Raw genomic sequence first — 16,847 nt, 5'->3', positions numbered from 1 at the left:
TTCGCACATGGCCAGCGAGCACGGGAATTCTGTCTGAGGTCATGAGGTTATGCCGCATGCAGCAGGCCTGACAAAATCAATTTTTACACCTGCAGGTGAAAAGGATTCATGAATGTCGCTATTGCGAAAAGCGCCTCTGAATTTGCTGCGTGCGTTTGAAGCGGCGGGTCGGACCGGTGCGTTTAGTCTTGCTGCTACAGAGCTGGAACTGTCACCCAGCGCCGTGAGCCATGCCATTCGCAAGCTGGAAATGCTGCTCAACATCCGGTTGTTTGTGCGCAGTACGCGTGAGATCACGCTGACAAAAGAGGGGGCCCTACTGCTTGAACATGTTCAGCGTGGGTTTCATGAAATGCAGCAGGGTCTGTCGCTGATCACTGCCGATGAGAGCCGGCCGCTACGGGTGCACACTGCACCCAGCTTTGCGCATCAGTGGTTGCTGCCCAGACTCGGTAGCTTTATTCAGGCGCATCCGCATATTGATTTGCGGCTTTCAGCCAGCACTGATTACGCCCGCTTTGAGCAGGACACGTATGATCTCGATATTGTCTATGGTGAGCCCCGTCCGTCACCCTATGCAAAAATTCCACTTGCAGTAGAAGAACTTACGCCACTTTGCTCACCGGCGCTGGCCGCGCAGTTGAAAACACCTGATGATTTGTATGCGTTGCCGCTGATCCAGTGCGATGTGCAGCTCTATCAGTGGAAAGGCTGGTTTCAGGCAAACGATCTGACGCCGCCCCGGCATTATGGGCTGCGTTTTGATCGCAGTTTTATGGCTATCGCGGCGGCCGTGGACGGGCTGGGTGTTGTGCTGGAATCCACACTGTTGGCCGAGCGAGAGATTGCCAGCGGTAAACTGGTGTGCCCGCTCATCAGCACCACCAGTGAAATTCACTACATTGGACATTACCTGGTATTTCCTCAGCACCAGCAAACGCATTTTGCCCGGGAAACGTTCAAAGCCTGGCTGCTCAGTGCGCTGAATCTGGCGCATCTGCGATGATCGGGTTCACATTCTGGCGGGAGAGGAGATAAGCATGACGCTGAAATGCGTAAGGGGTTTTGTGAGCCAGCTCTCCTGTTACACCGGCACTGCCGTTCTTGCTGAACAAAGAGCGGCAACTTCAGCACGACGCACAAATCAGGTGACCTTTACTGAGCGCAAACATGACACGGGTCTGCGAGGCGGCCTTCACGCTTGCCCTGGTGTTGGCCACGTTGCCGCCTCGCATTCACAACTCAATAATAACATACAGCAACGACTTCGCGCGCAGAGGCAGATGTCAATGTGCAAATATCATACGCCAGAGAGTGCTGCCCGCGCCCCAGGCATCGAATGGATGAGCCGCATTAACGAGCCGTGACTATGCAGTCTCTGCCTGCCCGTTTCGCCCGATACAGGGCATCGTCTGCCGCAATCAGCGCCTCACTGCAAGGCTCGCTTCTGCGCTTGCGGGCCACGCCTGCGCTGATCGTAATACTGATATCCTGATTATAGGGCACCGTCAGCGCGGCTTTGATGGCTCTGATAGTGACTTCTGCATCAATCCTGTCGGAGAGGACAAGACAGAATTCTTCGCCGCCTGACCGTGCAATGAACACATCGTTGCTGATGAAGTTATCAAGGATTAGTCCGAGTGTGGTCAGGACCTTATCGCCGGTCTCATGACCAAAGGTGTCGTTAATGCGTTTGAAGTGATCGATATCCAGTGCACACACGGTGCCGGCTTTGTTTTCAAGCTCCCGGAAAATAAGATTCAGGTAACGACGATTAGGCAGGCCTGTCAGCTCATCATTCAGGGACAAGTCTACGGCAGACTTGTAGCTCACGTTGATATAGGTAATAAAATGATTACATGCTGTAATTATCATTATCATGGACGGTACATACAACAGAGATGAAATAAGGATGGCATGATCCAGCACAACCAGTTCAAGTCCCCCTGCCAGCATGACAAAAAGCGCGTTGAGCAACAGAAACAGGCCCAGCCTGAACGCAGTGACATGTTTTTCCAGCGGCTGTGTACGAAACGATTTTTCAATAAACCATGTCAGCATCAGGGCCGTGAAAAAAACCACATATACATATGGCTTTGACACTGCGTTGTTGTGGCCTGACAGCGCCAGCATTGCTGTCCTACACAAAATAACTGCTGCATAAGCCAGAAAGGAAAGGTGGTACAACCGGTTAGGTTTGCCTGCAAATCTGATTAAAAAATCCTGCTTGTCAAATTTCATTATTTGCCTCTTACATTTTAAGGCGATTTTATCATGAGTAAAAGTCAGCTATGGACCTGAAAAAGGCAGATACTCCCTGTTTATTTAGCCGTGAGGCAAAGGAGAGAGCCTGCTTATGCGGGCGACATGCAGCCTGAAACAATCTGCAGATAATTTACGATAAAGAGCGCCCTAAGCGGGTTCAATGCTGTTTTTTGAAGTGACCGCATACCGTTTCCGCATGCAAAAAAGAAAAATCTGTTACACACTCATAACGCCCTTAGCTATTCTTGTCATACAGACATTACTTAGGGAGAGAGTTATGCGATGTCCAGGCTGTCAGAAAGAGTCGTTTTTATACGGTACACGCGATGTGTGCATGGATATAAACGATCCTGAAAAGGTGGTACCCGCCGTAAGAGGAAGTCACTGCCTGACATGCGGAAGGGTGATTATAGATGGCGCGGAAAGTGGAATGTTCGATGCCAGGCTACAGGCGCGAGAAGCGATTGATGCGTAATCGCGTGGGTTAGCAGGTTCTGAAACGTTATTCAGGTGTTTTCCTGTCAGCCAGGTTTGTTACAGCCACTTCCTGTTCAGTTATCCTTCATTCAGCCTGAAAACCCGCAAACGCGGGTTAACACAGGTTAAACTGTCCGCTGCACCGTATAAGTTCTGTACGAAAGGATGCTTAACTCCATCTTGAGATGTTCAGGTATAACACGGAGAAATCTGTTGGCTTGGCATGATTACCAGGTCAACGGACCCGATCTCAGTCATGCTCTGATCGATCGCTTTAGCGCATAAAACTGTGATGACGGCAGAAGTCAGCTTTATCTGAAAGTATTGCGCACTCCGCCCGAGCGCTTTTATCAAGCTCATTAATCAGCACTCAATTTAGGGTGGACTTCCACCAAACGGACATTTCCGAGCGCTTTGCGTTTCGATATCCAGAGATAAAGCCTAAAGACATGATGTAAAGTCCGACAAGGTGTGAAACAGGCGAAATCTCAACAAAAGAACAGACCACCAATTTCCGAAGCAGCTGAATATTTTTTATTCATTTTTTAAATGAATGCTGCTTATTTACACCATTGAAAATAAGCCCTTTGGCGAGTTTCCAGATAGGCGCTGATAATCAGGAATTTCCTTACTGTTATTTAAAAATTGTCTGGATATGATTTTGCCGCTAAGCCCGAACCACTTATCCATATTGTTCATGCTTACAGCATATTCTTAACTGTACATTTATTTACTTCTATTTCTCGCAGGCTTGTACGGGGCGCACCTGTAGCGGTTTGTGAGCTTTAAATTCAAAACGGATTTTTAAAATGAAATACAGCACACAGCAAATCATTTTACATTGGCTCTCAGCCATCATTATAATCTGGTCAACCCTGAGCGGATTTTATGTGGCATTTTTTCATCCCGCGCTGCCTGTTAAAGAGTGGGTAGGTTTTTTCAACGTTTCGCTGACAACAGTATTTATCCCGTTTTTTATACTACGGGTATGGTACCTCTTTAAACATGGCAGCCCGGAAGAAAGTCTGTTAACCCCCCGAGAACAGAAAATTGCGCATCTGGGACATCTGGCTTTGTATGCAAATATCAGTGTAGTGCTGATAACAGGCGTGCTGATGATGAATCATGCTATCGATGTCTTCCATATGTTTCACGTGCCGCAACCCCTGCATAATGCGAGTGTCATTACGTTTTTTAACAAGGTGCATGTTCTTGCATGCATGACGCTTGCGCTTCTCATCGCCGGACACATTCTGGCTGTGTTAAAGCATCAACTTAGCGGAAGACATATATTACGCAATATGTGCCCCTGAAGCGGAATGCCTTGTCGTGTGAACATTTTCAGTCAGGTGCAGACAGTGGCAGTGCTTAAGTGGTTGTCAGGTCTGGCATGAGAATTAAACCTTTACTCTCTGGTTGACCTCTGCAGGAGTTTTCAGACATCCAGCCCGATGGTGACCGGGCTCGGTGTCTGTAATTGATATCTGCAGGATTAAAAAGGAACAAAACGTTAGGCATTCGATCTTCTGCAGTCGTGCTATCGCTTATTAACATTATAAGGGGACGCTAAGTTGCCCGTAATAACGTTCGCCTCAGGCGAAGATAACTAAAAGCATGGATATTTTTATTCTCACTCTACTGAAATTACCTGTCTCTTCAGGTGAATGATAATCAATCTTATTATCGCCATGTGCTTAAATGTTTAACGGGCTGGTATTTTTTTTCCGGTACTTTTCGCTCAGGCCTTTTAGGCGGTGTCAGAACTACCGTTCTGGCTTTACTTGTACGCGGTGCCTTTTGCACGGGGGGCAGGGCGGCATCAAGACAAAATGGACATTCGCTGACACCTGAGAAATGCATACTGGCAACGGTATGTGCCTGATTCACCGTATAGCAGCTGCCAATAAACGTCCGCTGCTCAATCGCGGGCAAGTGCGGACAGCCGCTACAATGTAATAACAAGCCGTGTGGGTAGTGATCGCTGATATAATACTTCTGTGCTGTATACATGAGAGCGCCTTTTGCTGTGAGCAATATAATTAAAGTAAAATGCATAAAAATTCATATGGCGTTATTTTTCAGAAATAAGCATGCAGTGAGTGCGAGAGCTTTCTCCGGCTTCGCTTAATGGAAACGATACCATTAACGGAAAAATCTTAAAAAGAGATTTTTAAGCGCTAAAGTTAGTCCGATTCAGCAAAAAAGAAAGGGCGGTCCCAAAAATAAAATTGTCATTTATGTAAGTCACTGATTTTCCGTCTCGCTTTGTCTGAGATTTTTTCTCTGATGTAATTGATTTAAGAAAAGTGCTAACTCTACAGGCCATGCATTAGTGAGTGAGTTTTTTTCACTTTGCGCATTTGATCTGTATTATTCATAAATTGTGATGTTAAAGATAAAACTACAACAACAAAAATGAAAGACTGAGCATTGCCCCATAATTTATTATTACATTTAACTAACAATCTCACTTGATGAGTTACATTAATAATGATTTTATTTCTTCGAATGAGAATAAAAAGCAGGTATTGACGATGCCATTTGTCAGTGACAGCCCGAGTTGAGCATGCATTTTCTCTGAACAACACGGGTAGGCGGTATAGCGACGTGGCAGACAGGGCTCTGCATGATGAGGGAACAGTAAGCCGCTCTCCTGGCTACTGGTTAAAAATTTAACGGTAAAGAGCAAGCAAACTGCGTTTGCCAATTCACAGATTCTAAAAAATCCGGAAGCAATATGCTTCCGGATGCAAAGATGCGTGCGTATTTTTTGTACTGGCAGCTGATTACATAGCCTCTGAGTGCAGACTTACCGGAATGACACGCCCAGTTTCACCATGCCGTAATAGCCACCTGACTCGCTGCCGTGCAGCGAGTCAGACCAGCCGGTCTGCACGCCCAGCGTGACGTTCTGACGGATCTGCGCTTCCACTCCGCCATTAATGCCTACACCTGTCCCCGACAGCGTGTTTCGGAACGACGCTTCAGACCCGGATACGCCTGGCACCGCCGCGGTGACGCCACTGTGGCCGCCAAACGTCTGCGTGACAGAGGGTGTTACCCACCAAGCCACAGTCTGCGTTGTCTTCAGTGAAGTGCCGAATTTCACGCCTGCCCGGATCGCCTGACGGCGGCTGTCTGACCAGCTGACCGCTGCTGCATCGTCTTCCCCATCCTTCAGATTCAGACCCTGCACGGTATACTGCATCTGGGGTTCTAACGAGAGCAGGTCAGAGAGGGCGAATGCCTGACCCACTTCTGCAGAGGCAAGCCAGCCTGTGCCATGAGTGGAGAGTCGCGTACTGTCGTTTGAGGCGACAGAGAGGCTGTGATGACTTGCCTGTAACACACCGTCGAGACGTAACCCACTCTGCGTATGGCCTGACAGATAGGTCCCGACGGAATAGACCGTATCACGGTCGGTGCCCGCCGCGTGTGTGCTACCGTCACGCCAGACATCACTGCGCATCAGGCCTGCTCCGCCGTACATACCGGCTTTCCAGTCAGCATTCGCGCCCTCACGCTGCCAGAGGTCACCGCCGAGCTGCGCAAAACTGTAGGCGCTGCTGCTCTCCGGCACGCTATTGTCTGTGAGGCGCCCGCTGTCAGGATGATGCAGATGGCCTGCTTCGATACGTCCCCATACGCGGCTGTCAGCAGCATAGTGGAAACGTGTGTCAGCTGAGCCCGCCATCAGACGATCGTAGTCAAGCGAAAGTGAGGGCAGGGCTGCATAGCTCCACATTCCATCGCGATAGTTCACCGTGGCAGGTGTAGTCACCGGAGAGACACCAGGCGTTGTGCCGGGTTTAGTACCGGTATCGGTAGCTGATGCCGGGATTTGCTGCGACGTCAGATACCAGCTTTCATCGACATTGCGGTAAAGCGTGTAGTTATAAGCGCCAGCAACCAGAGGCTGACTCAGGCGAAACGCTCCTGTCTCAGTGGTTGCGCCATTCACTGCCTGCACGACCCCAATGCCGTTGCCGGTGGTCAACGCGCCAAGTCCGCCCCGGTTCAGGATCCGAAGATTGGTGCGGCCTGTTGCCATCCCACCATCAATGATGAGTTTGTCAGTGAGCGACTGGCTGTTGCCGGCCAGGGTATTGAGCGTAATTGTTCCGTCTTTGCCTGAGAGACTTGCCATCGTTAGCGTATGCGGCGTAAAGGCCCCTGAAGGTGAGGCAAACACGATAGTGCCTGCATGTGTCAGCGCGTCCACAAGAGAATCACCGGTGAGGATCCACGTACTGCTTTTATCGATGTTCACATCTGTGGGATCAATGATACCGGTGAGCGAGGTGTTATTGATCAGGGACAGTGTGGTACCGGATTTTGCAATGATGGTGGTGCTGGCCTGCAACCCATCCATAACCAGGGCACCATCATTAAGATTCACCTGTGACTGGCTGAAATGGCCACCCAGGGTAAAAGTGCCGGCACCGTTTTTCGTGAGTTGCCCGCTACCGGTAATGTTGGTGTTCAGTGAGGCACGGGTGCTGGTGTCGTAGGTCGTCATACCATCGTTCACAAACGTATTGTTTGCCAGCGTCAATACGCCGCCATCTGCAATATTCAGCAAGCCGCCTTCACTGACAAAGGTATCCGTTGCAGTACCGCCACTGGTGACTGTTAAAAGCGCATCCCGCTTGATAAGTGCGTGAGAGGCCGTGCCGCCGTCAAAGACCCAGAGCTGACCGCCGGCATTCACGGTGGTGTTAATTGCAGTGCCTTCGACATACTGCCCGCCGCCTGAATTAACGAGCGTATTTTTGGCGATGCCGCCCTGACGAACAGACTGGGTACCACTGCTGTTTACCGTTGTCCCGGTTGCCAGTCCGCCAACCGATTCCCAGCCTCCCTGATTCAGCACGGTTTTTAGGGATGATTCGCCCGCTTCCACATTAAGGTAGCCATTGTTTTCCAGCAGTACATTACTGGCTTTACCCGCACTCACCGCAAAAGCACCCAGTGTGTTAGTACCGGAAAGCGTGGCGCCTGTTGTGGTTTTCAGCGACGCACCAGTATCCAGCAAAACATCAGTGATGACTGAACTCTGATCGGCATACAGCGTGCCGCCGGACTGTATCAGGGTGCCGGATGCCATTCCGCCACTCTGTACGTTCATGAGGCCGCTGTTTTTCACCGTGGTACCCTTTGCCCGCCCTCCACTGTACACGTACTGCGCACCCTGTGCTTCAACCGTAGCGAGGCTGGCTAGGCCGCCTACACCCTGGGCAGTGTTACTGGTGATCAGGGTACCTTTAGCGATGCCGCCGTCATTGACGTACTGGACTCCACCTGACATCAATGTGGTGTCTGACGCGGATCCCCACACCTGCTGCGTTCCACCTGCAACAGTGGCTGAAACGGCTCTGCCATTGAAGTCCACGGTCTGGTAACCGTTTCTATTGAGGGTAGCTCCCGTACTCAACCCGCCTGAAAGCACGTGTTCCGCCGCACCCGAATTGATAATGGTTGAGTCTGATACTGCTCCGTTAAATATAAAGGCTTGCGCATCGCTGTTGAGTGTAGCGGAGATGACATTGCCGTAAGTATTGAGCTGGCCACCTGCATTGATAACAGATTGCGTTGCCGTCCCGCCTGCAGAAACAAACTGTCCCCCCCCAGCCACAGTGGTCGCATCGGCTTGCCCGCCGCTTTGCACGTATTGCGTTGCACCGACATTCACGAGCGCAGACGTAGCTTTACCGTAGACATCCTGAATGCCCGTGGTGTTGAGAATGGTGTTAGCAGCCAGACCCCCGGCGTTTACGATCTGAGTCCCGTTCTGATTAACTGTGGTGCCGATTGCAAGGCCTTCAACTTTCTCCTGCCCACCGTCGATCGTTGAAAAGGCGCCGACGCCACCGGCGTTGATGGTCTGGAGGCCACCGCTGGTTATAAGCGTGCCGTCTGTCTGGCCGCCGGCATAAACAATCTGCTGGGCATTCTCTGCTATGCGGGTGGCGTGCGCCGTACCTCCCTCTAACACCAATGTACGGGCACCTGAGCCCAGGGTTGTATTATTCAGGCTGTTGGCGGACAACACAGAAAACACGCTGTTACCTTCCAGCACCAGGTTCTGGGCTACACCGTTGCTGATAGCAAATTCACCCAGGCGGTTCATACCACGTCGCCCTGGTATCGCCGCTGAGTGTACCGCCAGTCTGCTGAGTAATGCCGGTCACCACGGCACCACTACCTGCACTCAGAAATCCGCCAGTATTGAGCTTCACATTTTCAGCGGAAGCGCCAAAAATGTCTGCCCGTGCGTGCGACATAATGACGATGCCTGAAGCAGAAGTATTTGGCGTCAGTATCAGACTGCCGCCCTCATTTAATGTCGTATTAGTTATCGTGCCGCCGGTATAAACATACTGCCGGCCCTGACTATTAACTACGGTGCCGGCAGCCTGCCCGCCGCTTTGAACATACTGGAACGTTTTCTCCCCGATGACCCTGGTAAATGACGCATCCCCCCCGTCATAGATAGTCTGATCAGCGCCGCTTGTGGCCTGTGTTCGGGTGGCTATCGCGCCACTGCTGACATACTGCTGGGCATTGTTGGATAAGAGCACATTGTCTGAGGTGTCTCCAAATACCAGCGTTTGCGACACCCCTGGCCCGGAGACAGTGGTATCCACATAATCCTGAGCTTGCGCTGACAGTGAGACCAGGCCTGTCAGCATGACCATGGCGCACGCTGACCGCTTAACAGCTAACGACGGACGCCCGCCACTTCCTGCCTGTTCAGACGCCACAATCCATGCCTGACGTGCCGCGCTCCAGACAATTCTGTATGCTTTATTCATTTCCGTCTCTCTCTTGGTTTTTACGGGCGGATCCTCGCCCTGCGTTAAAGGGGTTTAGGCGTGCTGTAACTGCGCATGTAATCGGTCAATCACGCCGCAGACCTGTTTTCCTGTAATAAGACGTGTGCACTCAAACTGTCTGTCGGTGCCCTTATGGCGGGGGCACCAGAAAAAATCCTGATGATCAAAGGTGTCGTGCATGCTGTCCCAGCATCCGCGACAGCCGTGGCTGCTGGACACCCGCCAGGGGGTAAAGAATTCGGCACCAGGCAAGCTGAAGCCGCTGATCAGCACCACAGGAATGCGTGTCGCCCAGGCAAGCCAGGACAGACCGCTGGCAAGACCGATGAAAAAGCTGGCATGCCGAAGCAGATCAACACGCTGCTGAAGGGGCAGATTGCCGGTGTAGTCTTCAGCGCCGTAGGGGATGTGATTCCAGACAAATCCCTGACCGGTACGCGCTTCGCGATCTATGCAGAGCACCCGGTATCCCTGATTTTTAAGGTGTGTCACGACCTCCGCCCAGCCATGTCCGTTGTTCCAGAACTTGGCCTGGCAGGTGGACTGCACCGCAATGCACACATAGGGCTCAGAAATTGTGCGGGGGGCGCTGAGATTCAGGCGCGGTGCCTCTTCCCGCGGGGCGACGCCCAGAATATGCCCTGCGATACGATGAAAGCCGGTCTGGCGGAAGTCGAGTGGCTGATGCGTTGTATTGCCGCCAAAGAAGAGCCCGATGCGGTAGGTGGCATAGGGCAGGCGAGGCGAGGCAGTATCCGGTGCTGAAAAGCAGATGTCCGGATACTGCGCTTTGAGCAGTACGATGAGGTTTTGCGCCATTACGCACTCCAGCCGGCACTGATGCAGCTGACGAAAGCGTTCAGCGTAATGAAACCAGCCCAGCAGGTCGCCCAGTGTGCCACTGGGAAACGAGATCAGAACGTCGCGTCCGGTCAGTGACAGCGTTTCGTCAAGCACGGGCTGCAACTCAGCACTGCGCCAGACTTTAATGCGGGAACGAACATAATATTTTTTCGCAGAGGTCACCCAGCCGGCACCCGTTTCACAGCTGAAGAGAATATTGTCGGAGTCATCATCCAGAATCATTACGCGCCAGCTTCCTTCTGGCAGAAGAATTCGTACGCCGTCGTAAAAGTCGTACCGGATCCCTGCCGGACCGGCTATGGCAGGCTGTTCTGGCGGTAAGATGAAAGGATAGGTGGCACCGGCCACACTCTGGTGAGGCGCTGAATGCGTCGAATTAATGATGTTATTCATCAAAAGCTTCCGTTCACGTTGATTGATGATAAAAACCGGCAACATCCAACAGAAACCGGGCGTGATACAGACGCGCAGTCAGACGGAAAGGCTGGTTATTTTTTTAATACGTAGGTGCATAGCAGGGGTTATCGAAGAGGACGTGGTTTTCAATAGGGGGAGGAAAAAATAAACTTAGCAAAAATCAAATAAGAGTCTGGAAAGCGACTGAGTTAAATTCCGCAGCAGTCGCTAAAAGTTTTGATGAATATCCCCTAAGCGTCAGCAGCACGTTGTAGCCGTTAAGGGCCCGGACATCTCGCCTTCCACGTCAAAAAAGCTGAAAGCCCGCTCAGTGGGATTGATAGGATCACCCAGCTTTTATTGTTGCTAAAAGCTGGTTTAGGCGAAGCAGTTAAAGGTATGGCAGAATTTATAGGTCTGTAGCCGGCAACGCCGGGCACACGGCGCTATTAAACATTAGTGTTATCTTAAGCAATATCATGCGCCCCATGCCGCTTAAGCGGCATACCGGAGCAGACAGGTCGCTCACAACCGATGATACCTGCCGCACCTTGCTTTGAAAAATACCTGTTAATCCTGGCAGCCAGTACATGTTTAACTCCCGGACTTTACTTCCGTTCAAACATACCTGCCTGGCTGACTAACAAGACTTCAGATTTGCGGTTTTGTTGATTCTTGTGGGAGAGACCAGCGCTGACCAGCATGAATCGTTCTGGGGTTACGTTATGTCGATACAGATTATACAGATTCCAGTTTGAGACTGGTCTTGTATAGCGCAGGGCAGTGTGCCCGTACTATTCACTTATCCGGTACGGAAAAGCCCGTCAGTATAAAGCTGGCTAACACAATCACCCAAAATATATGTCGGACGTGTCGTGCATCAGCGGGCAACTTAATTCTTAATGAGGAAGTCATGATTAAATATATGCTCGCTACTGCATTGGCCTGCTCAGTGTTGCCCGCCTTCGCTGGCCCGTCAATAAATGTTGGCTCTCTTAATGAATACATTCAGGGAAATAAAAGCACGCTTGCCAAGCGTGTTACCAATACCGGTGACGCGACAGCTTTCGTTCGTGTAACCGTTGATGAGATGGTTTTTTCAAAAGACGGTTATAAAGAAGTCAAACTGGACTCTGCTGCTCTCACGCAGGGAAAAGCGTCCGGATTAATATCCAGCCCGGCGCGAATGATTATCCCGTCAAAAGGCATGCAGACCAACAGGCTGGTATTTACCGGCAGCCGCACGGATGAACGGTATTACCGGGTGAGGTATATTCCGGTGGTGCCTGAAAAAAACGATGAGTTTGGCCTTAATAATGAAGAGCAGAAAAATTACCAGAAAGACATCAGCGCAGGCATCAGCGTTCTGACGGGGTTCGGCATTATTGTCACCGTGCTGCCGGAGAATGCCCGCTTTGATACCCGGATAAGTAACTCATCCGGCAGGCTAAATATTAATAATAACGGCAATGCCAGCATTGTAATAAGTGACCTGCGGGAATGCGACAAGGACCTGAAAAACTGCGGCAGCGCCATATCGCAGCAGCTGCGCCCCGGCATGCAGCTGGCTAAAACCGCAAGAGCCGGCAAATTCTGGTATTACACCCTGACTGAAGGAATCCGGATCAGGGACATGACGCCCGATAAATAACATTTTTTTAAACACCCACTTCTCTGGAGAGAAAAATGAACGCAAAAACTATTATCGCAGCTGCCGTATTGTTCGGCTCCGCTTTCGCTGTAAACGCTGCTGAAGAAGTTAACTTCATCGTTGAAGCTAAAGTACCGGATACTTCGTTTTATGTTGTGACGACCGGCTGGGACACGACGCCGATCCGCACCACATGGAATGAGCAGACCATGTCACTGGCTCCGATTGCGAAAGACCTCAAAATGAAAAACACCGGCGGTGGCATCAAGGCCTATCTTACTGACCCGGCCGCGCTGCGCACCCCGGCATCGCTGGAGCCAATCAACATGGACGTTAAGGTTTTCAACAAGTCAATCGGCGTCGGTCCGGCAAACGCAACGAACATCCTGACTGCAGCTGAAGCGGCAACAGAAAAACAGCTTACCCTGGCCGTGACTCAGAGCAGCGCGTTCACCGACGCAACGCGCCCGACCGCGGGCACCTATACCGGTGCGGTTACGATGGTATTCGAGAGCATCCCGGCCACCATCCCTGCTCCTTAACGCAGCAGCCACAGGCAGCCCGGCGGGGTTATCCAGCCCCCGGGCGCAGGTTTCAGGGAGCTCTGCTCCCTTTTTTTGACACCTTTTTCGGGAAATACGTATGCTTCGCTCACGTATAGTGGCAGGGGTAAGTTGTCTTGCGCTCTGCATCAGCTCCGCCCTGGCTGCCGGAGGCCAGCCTTCGGGCTCCCTGTCAGAACAGGCCCGCCTGATGCCAGCCGACTTTCGCGCGCACTTCTTCAATGCGCCACTTTCAGCGCGCGTCATGCTTGACGGCAGGCTGCTGGGCGATGCAAGTATTATCCTTCATGAAAATAATCGCGTTCAGATCGTCAGCTTTACTGACAGCGCAGAGAGTGAGTATGGCGAAGCCGAGCGGCAGCGCTGGCTCACCGCACTTTCTCAGCCCGTATCTCTGGGAACCTGCAGCGCAGACTGCCCCGAAGGGGTGCTGGCACTGGACTATAACCTGAGTAACGCTCAGCTTGCCGTCTATACCCCTGCCGTAAACGCAGCAGGTGCCGACCTCTGGCATAACCTGCCCGACGCACCCGGCGCGGGCTTCCTGCTCAGCAATCAGCTAAACCTGACCGGCGGCCAGCAGCAGCCCGGCGCCATGAGCTGGAGCGGCGGGCTGGAGGCCGGGCTGGGCAAATGGACCGGCGTCAGCGAATTTCAGATGGACCGCAGCAGCGACGATGAGATGGCCTCGCGGCACGCTATCAGGTCTCTTTATCTGCTGCGTGAGGGTAAGCAGAACTTCATTCGCGGCGGCCTGTTCGTGCCCGACAGCCAGGGGCTGCTTCGTCAGCCTTATACCCGCGGGGGAGGTGTCACCACGCTTGCGGGCGTAATGGCCGGCAGCAGCGATACCCTGATGAAAGATGAAAATTTTCCCAGCCTTTATCCCCTGTGGGTCACAGCAAACCGCGAAGGCGTTGCGGAACTATACCGTGACGGGGTGCTTATCAACAGTCAGCCCGTCACGCCCGGGCTGCAGACGCTGGATACCACGCTGCTGCCTGCTGGCATCTATGAGGTTGAGGTTCGCATCATTGAGGACGGCAGGGAAACGAGCCGCACTACCGAAACCGTCAGTAAGTCTGCTGCGTGGCGCAACCCTGAACAGCGCCTGCGCTACAATGTGTTCGCCGGCCGGCAGAGCGCCCTCTGGAATACAGAGCGAAATGACAGCGAGGGCGAGATGGCTGCGGGCGGCAGCATCAACTATCTGCTTCATCCGACACTTACGGGCGGCGCGGCACTACAGAAAACCGCGCGGGAGCGTCAGGCCGGCGTGTCCCTGGACTGGCAGACGGGAAAACACTATCAGCTCTATGGCAACCTCTCTCACAGCAGCGTAACCGGCAATGGCTTTGATACGCAGGCGATGTGGCTGCATGACAGAGGCAACATAGCCCTGACTCACAGCCGCAGCTGGTATCGTCAGGAGGACCGGCGGGGCCGGATTATCCGCAGCAGCCGTCCGCTGTCAGAGCAGAGTACCGCGCTTTCGGCAACCTATCGCCTGAACAGCAACAACAGCCTTAACGGGCGGCTTTCGCACTCAAGTGCCCGCGGTGGCGCCGGGCTGGACGTGGGGTATAACACACGCACCAGCGTCGCCGGCACGGCGGTGAACTGGCGCTTTGCGGCCTTCGACCGGCCTTACAGCGAGGAGGGCAGCCTGCGCAACCGTGGCGTGAGCCTCACCGCCAGCTTCTCTCTGGGCGACAGCGGGCGCAGCGCCAGCGCCAGCATCGGCAGCCGCACAGATTCACGCAGCGGTACGCGCGATCTGTATGCCTCGGCTACCGTGAATCAGGAGTGGCAGAACAGCTTCATCAGGTCCAGCAGCGCCACCGTGACCGGCGATCGTCACGGCGCCGGGCTGTCAACCTATAACCACTTTGACATGCCGGTTGCGGCCGGCAGCTTCTGGGGGCAGAGCTCAAGCCTTGACCAGCGCCTGTCTGGCGGCACCAACCTGTCCAGCACGCTGGCTTTTGGCCAGGGAAAGGCCGTCCTGAGCCGTCAGCCGCTGAACCACCAGGGCGGCGGGATTATCGTTGACGTGGCGTCCGATGACCGCAATGCGCGCCTGATTGCTCACCACGAGGCAGGCAGCACGCCGCTGAAACCGGGACGCAACTTTATCCCGGTCAGCGCCTGGAAGCCCGGCTCGGTTCACCTTGATTTTCCCGGCCGCGACGCGCCGGCGCTGAAGGTCTGGCCGCAGTATCTGGATTATCACCACGTGCGCGGCGGCGTCAGCGCGCACGAAGTTCGCGTGATGAAAACTGTGACGGTCATGGGCCGCCTTACAGACGCAAAGGGTCAGCCGCTGGGCGGGGCCCACGTGATTAACCACGCAGGGCGAACGGTCAGCGAAGCGGATGGCATGTTTACGCTGGAGTTGCATGAAAAGAATCCTGTCATGGAGGTTAAGCATATTTCCGGAACCACGTGCAGCGTCCGGCTTAACCCTGCCCTGAAGCAAAAGGGCGAGATTATATTTGCCGGCAATCTGGTATGTGCCGGTGCGAGCCTCGCCAGTGATAATTCAGCACGCGATAAAGAAGGAAGCTGAGAAAAATATTATGAAAACGAATCTTTTAACCTTGCTGAGCGGGCTTGCTTCAGCCACCATCGCGCTGGCCTCACAGGCGGCAGTGCTGGATATTACGACAGAATTTAAGCCAGACGTCACGCGGCCCGGACATAATGAGTTCATTAATACCACACCGGTCAGCGGGTTTTGTAGCCAGCACCCTGCATATTGTGAACCGGGTGACTTCAGCATTTTAATCCCGGGCTTGACAGCCTCGAAAGTATTCGACAGTTCATCATCTGACCTGAAGAAAAATCACACATCCTTCACTCTGGATGGAGCAGTTAAATCGGTTTCGTTAGTAAATACAGCTAACGGCAAAAGGATTCAGGGAAGTTTCAGATGGTCTTTTTTTGGCGTAGCACATCATCGCACTGCGGAGTCTGATGGATCAATATCCGGAGCAATGACAAGGACAGGCATTTATCCTGAGGGTGGCTGTTCAGGCCGGGTCGGAGTGGGAAACGACTACTATTACGCTCACGGATGGGGCTTGCCTGAAAGGGCCGTCACTTGTTACAAACAACTGCATGCAAGTTCAAACTATCACGGCACCGTTCTGATCAATAATTTCAGCCTGGGCTACAACCTTAAACTGTCAAATCCGCTTCAGATCCCGTCCGGAGATTATGAGGGCGAGGTGGTTTACACTGTTGGTGAGGGGATGGATACTGACTTCGGCGCGGATAATTACTCGGATAATGAAATTCGTATCCGCATAAAAGCGAAAGTTGAGCACATATTTTTCTATGCTTTTCCGGCAGGCAGCGAGCGCGTAATCCTTTCTCCTCCGAATGGATGGACCGAGTGGCAGAACGGGGGCCGTATTCCTGACCGGCTGAGCAAAGAAGTTCCTTTTACGCTCAGCACGTCAACGGGGATCCGTGTGAGAATGCTGTGTGAGTATAATCAGGGGTCGGGCTGTGCGTTAAAAAACGCCCTGACGTCAGAGGAAGTTCCGCTGGATGTGTTAATGACGCTGCCCGGATTCACGAGCGGTAATCGCGCCATGCGGGATATTCCTCTGAACAACAGTGCTGCAGGCATTATAGTGGACAGTCCCAATCCCCAAATCATCCTTAACAGGCGCTCAGCCCTGAATTTTAATGTGAAGCGAAGTGGTGTGGAGCAGATGGTCAGGCAGCCGGGTTCCAGCTGGAAAGGTAACGTCACCCTGATGATGGAAAGTGATCTCAACTGACACG

At 52.6% G+C, this 16,847-nt stretch carries 11 protein-coding genes and 1 pseudogene; 7 read left to right on the top strand and 5 right to left on the bottom strand.

The genetic code is table 11. The features are described from left to right. Nucleotides 1–112 precede the first annotated feature (112 nt). Nucleotides 113–1,006, top strand: a complete 894-nt coding sequence (locus AC2CF9_RS11410; protein WP_071669358.1) for a LysR substrate-binding domain-containing protein — start codon at nt 113–115, stop codon at nt 1,004–1,006. 347 nt (nt 1,007–1,353) lie between these two features. Here the strand turns inward: AC2CF9_RS11410 and AC2CF9_RS11405 are convergent, their stop codons facing one another. Then, nucleotides 1,354–2,241: a GGDEF domain-containing protein gene (locus AC2CF9_RS11405; protein WP_484557043.1), complete on the bottom strand. Its 888-nt coding sequence runs from the start codon at nt 2,239–2,241 to the stop codon at nt 1,354–1,356. Between the two features lie 184 nt (nt 2,242–2,425). Between AC2CF9_RS11405 and AC2CF9_RS11400 the strand changes: the two genes are divergently transcribed. Both AC2CF9_RS11400 and AC2CF9_RS11395 read left to right on the top strand, forming a co-directional pair. After that, nucleotides 2,426–2,740 (top strand): type II toxin-antitoxin system MqsA family antitoxin, encoded by a 315-nt coding sequence (locus AC2CF9_RS11400; protein ID WP_484557042.1) that lies wholly within the window; start codon nt 2,426–2,428, stop codon nt 2,738–2,740. A gap of 811 nt (nt 2,741–3,551) precedes the next feature. Continuing rightward, entirely contained in the window at nt 3,552–4,055 is a 504-nt protein-coding gene (locus tag AC2CF9_RS11395; RefSeq protein WP_484557041.1) for a cytochrome b, read from the top strand. A gap of 1,496 nt (nt 4,056–5,551) precedes the next feature. Here AC2CF9_RS11395 and AC2CF9_RS11390 read toward each other — a convergent pair. The 4 genes and pseudogenes from AC2CF9_RS11390 to AC2CF9_RS11375 all read right to left on the bottom strand — a co-directional run bounded on the left by AC2CF9_RS11390 (nt 5,552) and on the right by AC2CF9_RS11375 (nt 10,835). After that, on the bottom strand, nt 5,552–8,872 hold the full coding sequence (locus tag AC2CF9_RS11390; RefSeq protein ID WP_484557040.1) for an AIDA repeat-containing protein: 3,321 nt from the start codon (nt 8,870–8,872) through the stop codon (nt 5,552–5,554). Beyond that, nucleotides 8,856–9,389 carry a hypothetical protein gene (locus AC2CF9_RS11385; protein ID WP_484557094.1) on the bottom strand — a complete coding sequence of 178 codons (534 nt, stop codon included), beginning with the start codon at nt 9,387–9,389 and terminating at the stop codon, nt 8,856–8,858. Before AC2CF9_RS11385 ends, AC2CF9_RS11390 begins: the two co-directional genes overlap by 17 nt. A 90-nt stretch (nt 9,390–9,479) precedes the next feature. Beyond that, nucleotides 9,480–9,557 (bottom strand): annotated as a pseudogene (locus tag AC2CF9_RS11380) (ESPR-type extended signal peptide-containing protein); the annotation flags it as partial. Between the two features lie 54 nt (nt 9,558–9,611). Beyond that, complete coding sequence (locus AC2CF9_RS11375; RefSeq protein WP_484557039.1) at nt 9,612–10,835, bottom strand: autotransporter strand-loop-strand O-heptosyltransferase; 1,224 nt, start codon at nt 10,833–10,835, stop codon at nt 9,612–9,614. A gap of 916 nt (nt 10,836–11,751) precedes the next feature. Between AC2CF9_RS11375 and AC2CF9_RS11370 the strand changes: the two genes are divergently transcribed. From AC2CF9_RS11370 to AC2CF9_RS11355, 4 genes are all read left to right on the top strand, one after another. After that, complete coding sequence (locus AC2CF9_RS11370) at nt 11,752–12,489, top strand: hypothetical protein (RefSeq protein WP_484557038.1); 738 nt, start codon at nt 11,752–11,754, stop codon at nt 12,487–12,489. Between the two features lie 35 nt (nt 12,490–12,524). Continuing rightward, entirely contained in the window at nt 12,525–13,031 is a 507-nt protein-coding gene (locus AC2CF9_RS11365) for a CS1 type fimbrial major subunit (RefSeq protein ID WP_484557037.1), read from the top strand. Between the two features lie 100 nt (nt 13,032–13,131). Further along, a complete protein-coding gene (locus tag AC2CF9_RS11360) occupies nt 13,132–15,621 on the top strand; it encodes a CS1-pili formation C-terminal domain-containing protein (RefSeq protein ID WP_484557036.1) in 2,490 nt (829 codons plus the stop codon). Nucleotides 15,622–15,631: 10 nt separating this feature from the next. Then, nucleotides 15,632–16,843 carry a hypothetical protein gene (locus tag AC2CF9_RS11355; RefSeq protein WP_484557035.1) on the top strand — a complete coding sequence of 404 codons (1,212 nt, stop codon included), beginning with the start codon at nt 15,632–15,634 and terminating at the stop codon, nt 16,841–16,843. The last annotated feature ends 4 nt before the right edge of the window (nt 16,844–16,847 follow it).

Source organism: Pantoea sp. SYBGC1 (assembly GCF_057197005.1).
This window is presented reverse-complemented; position numbering and strand designations above follow the sequence as displayed.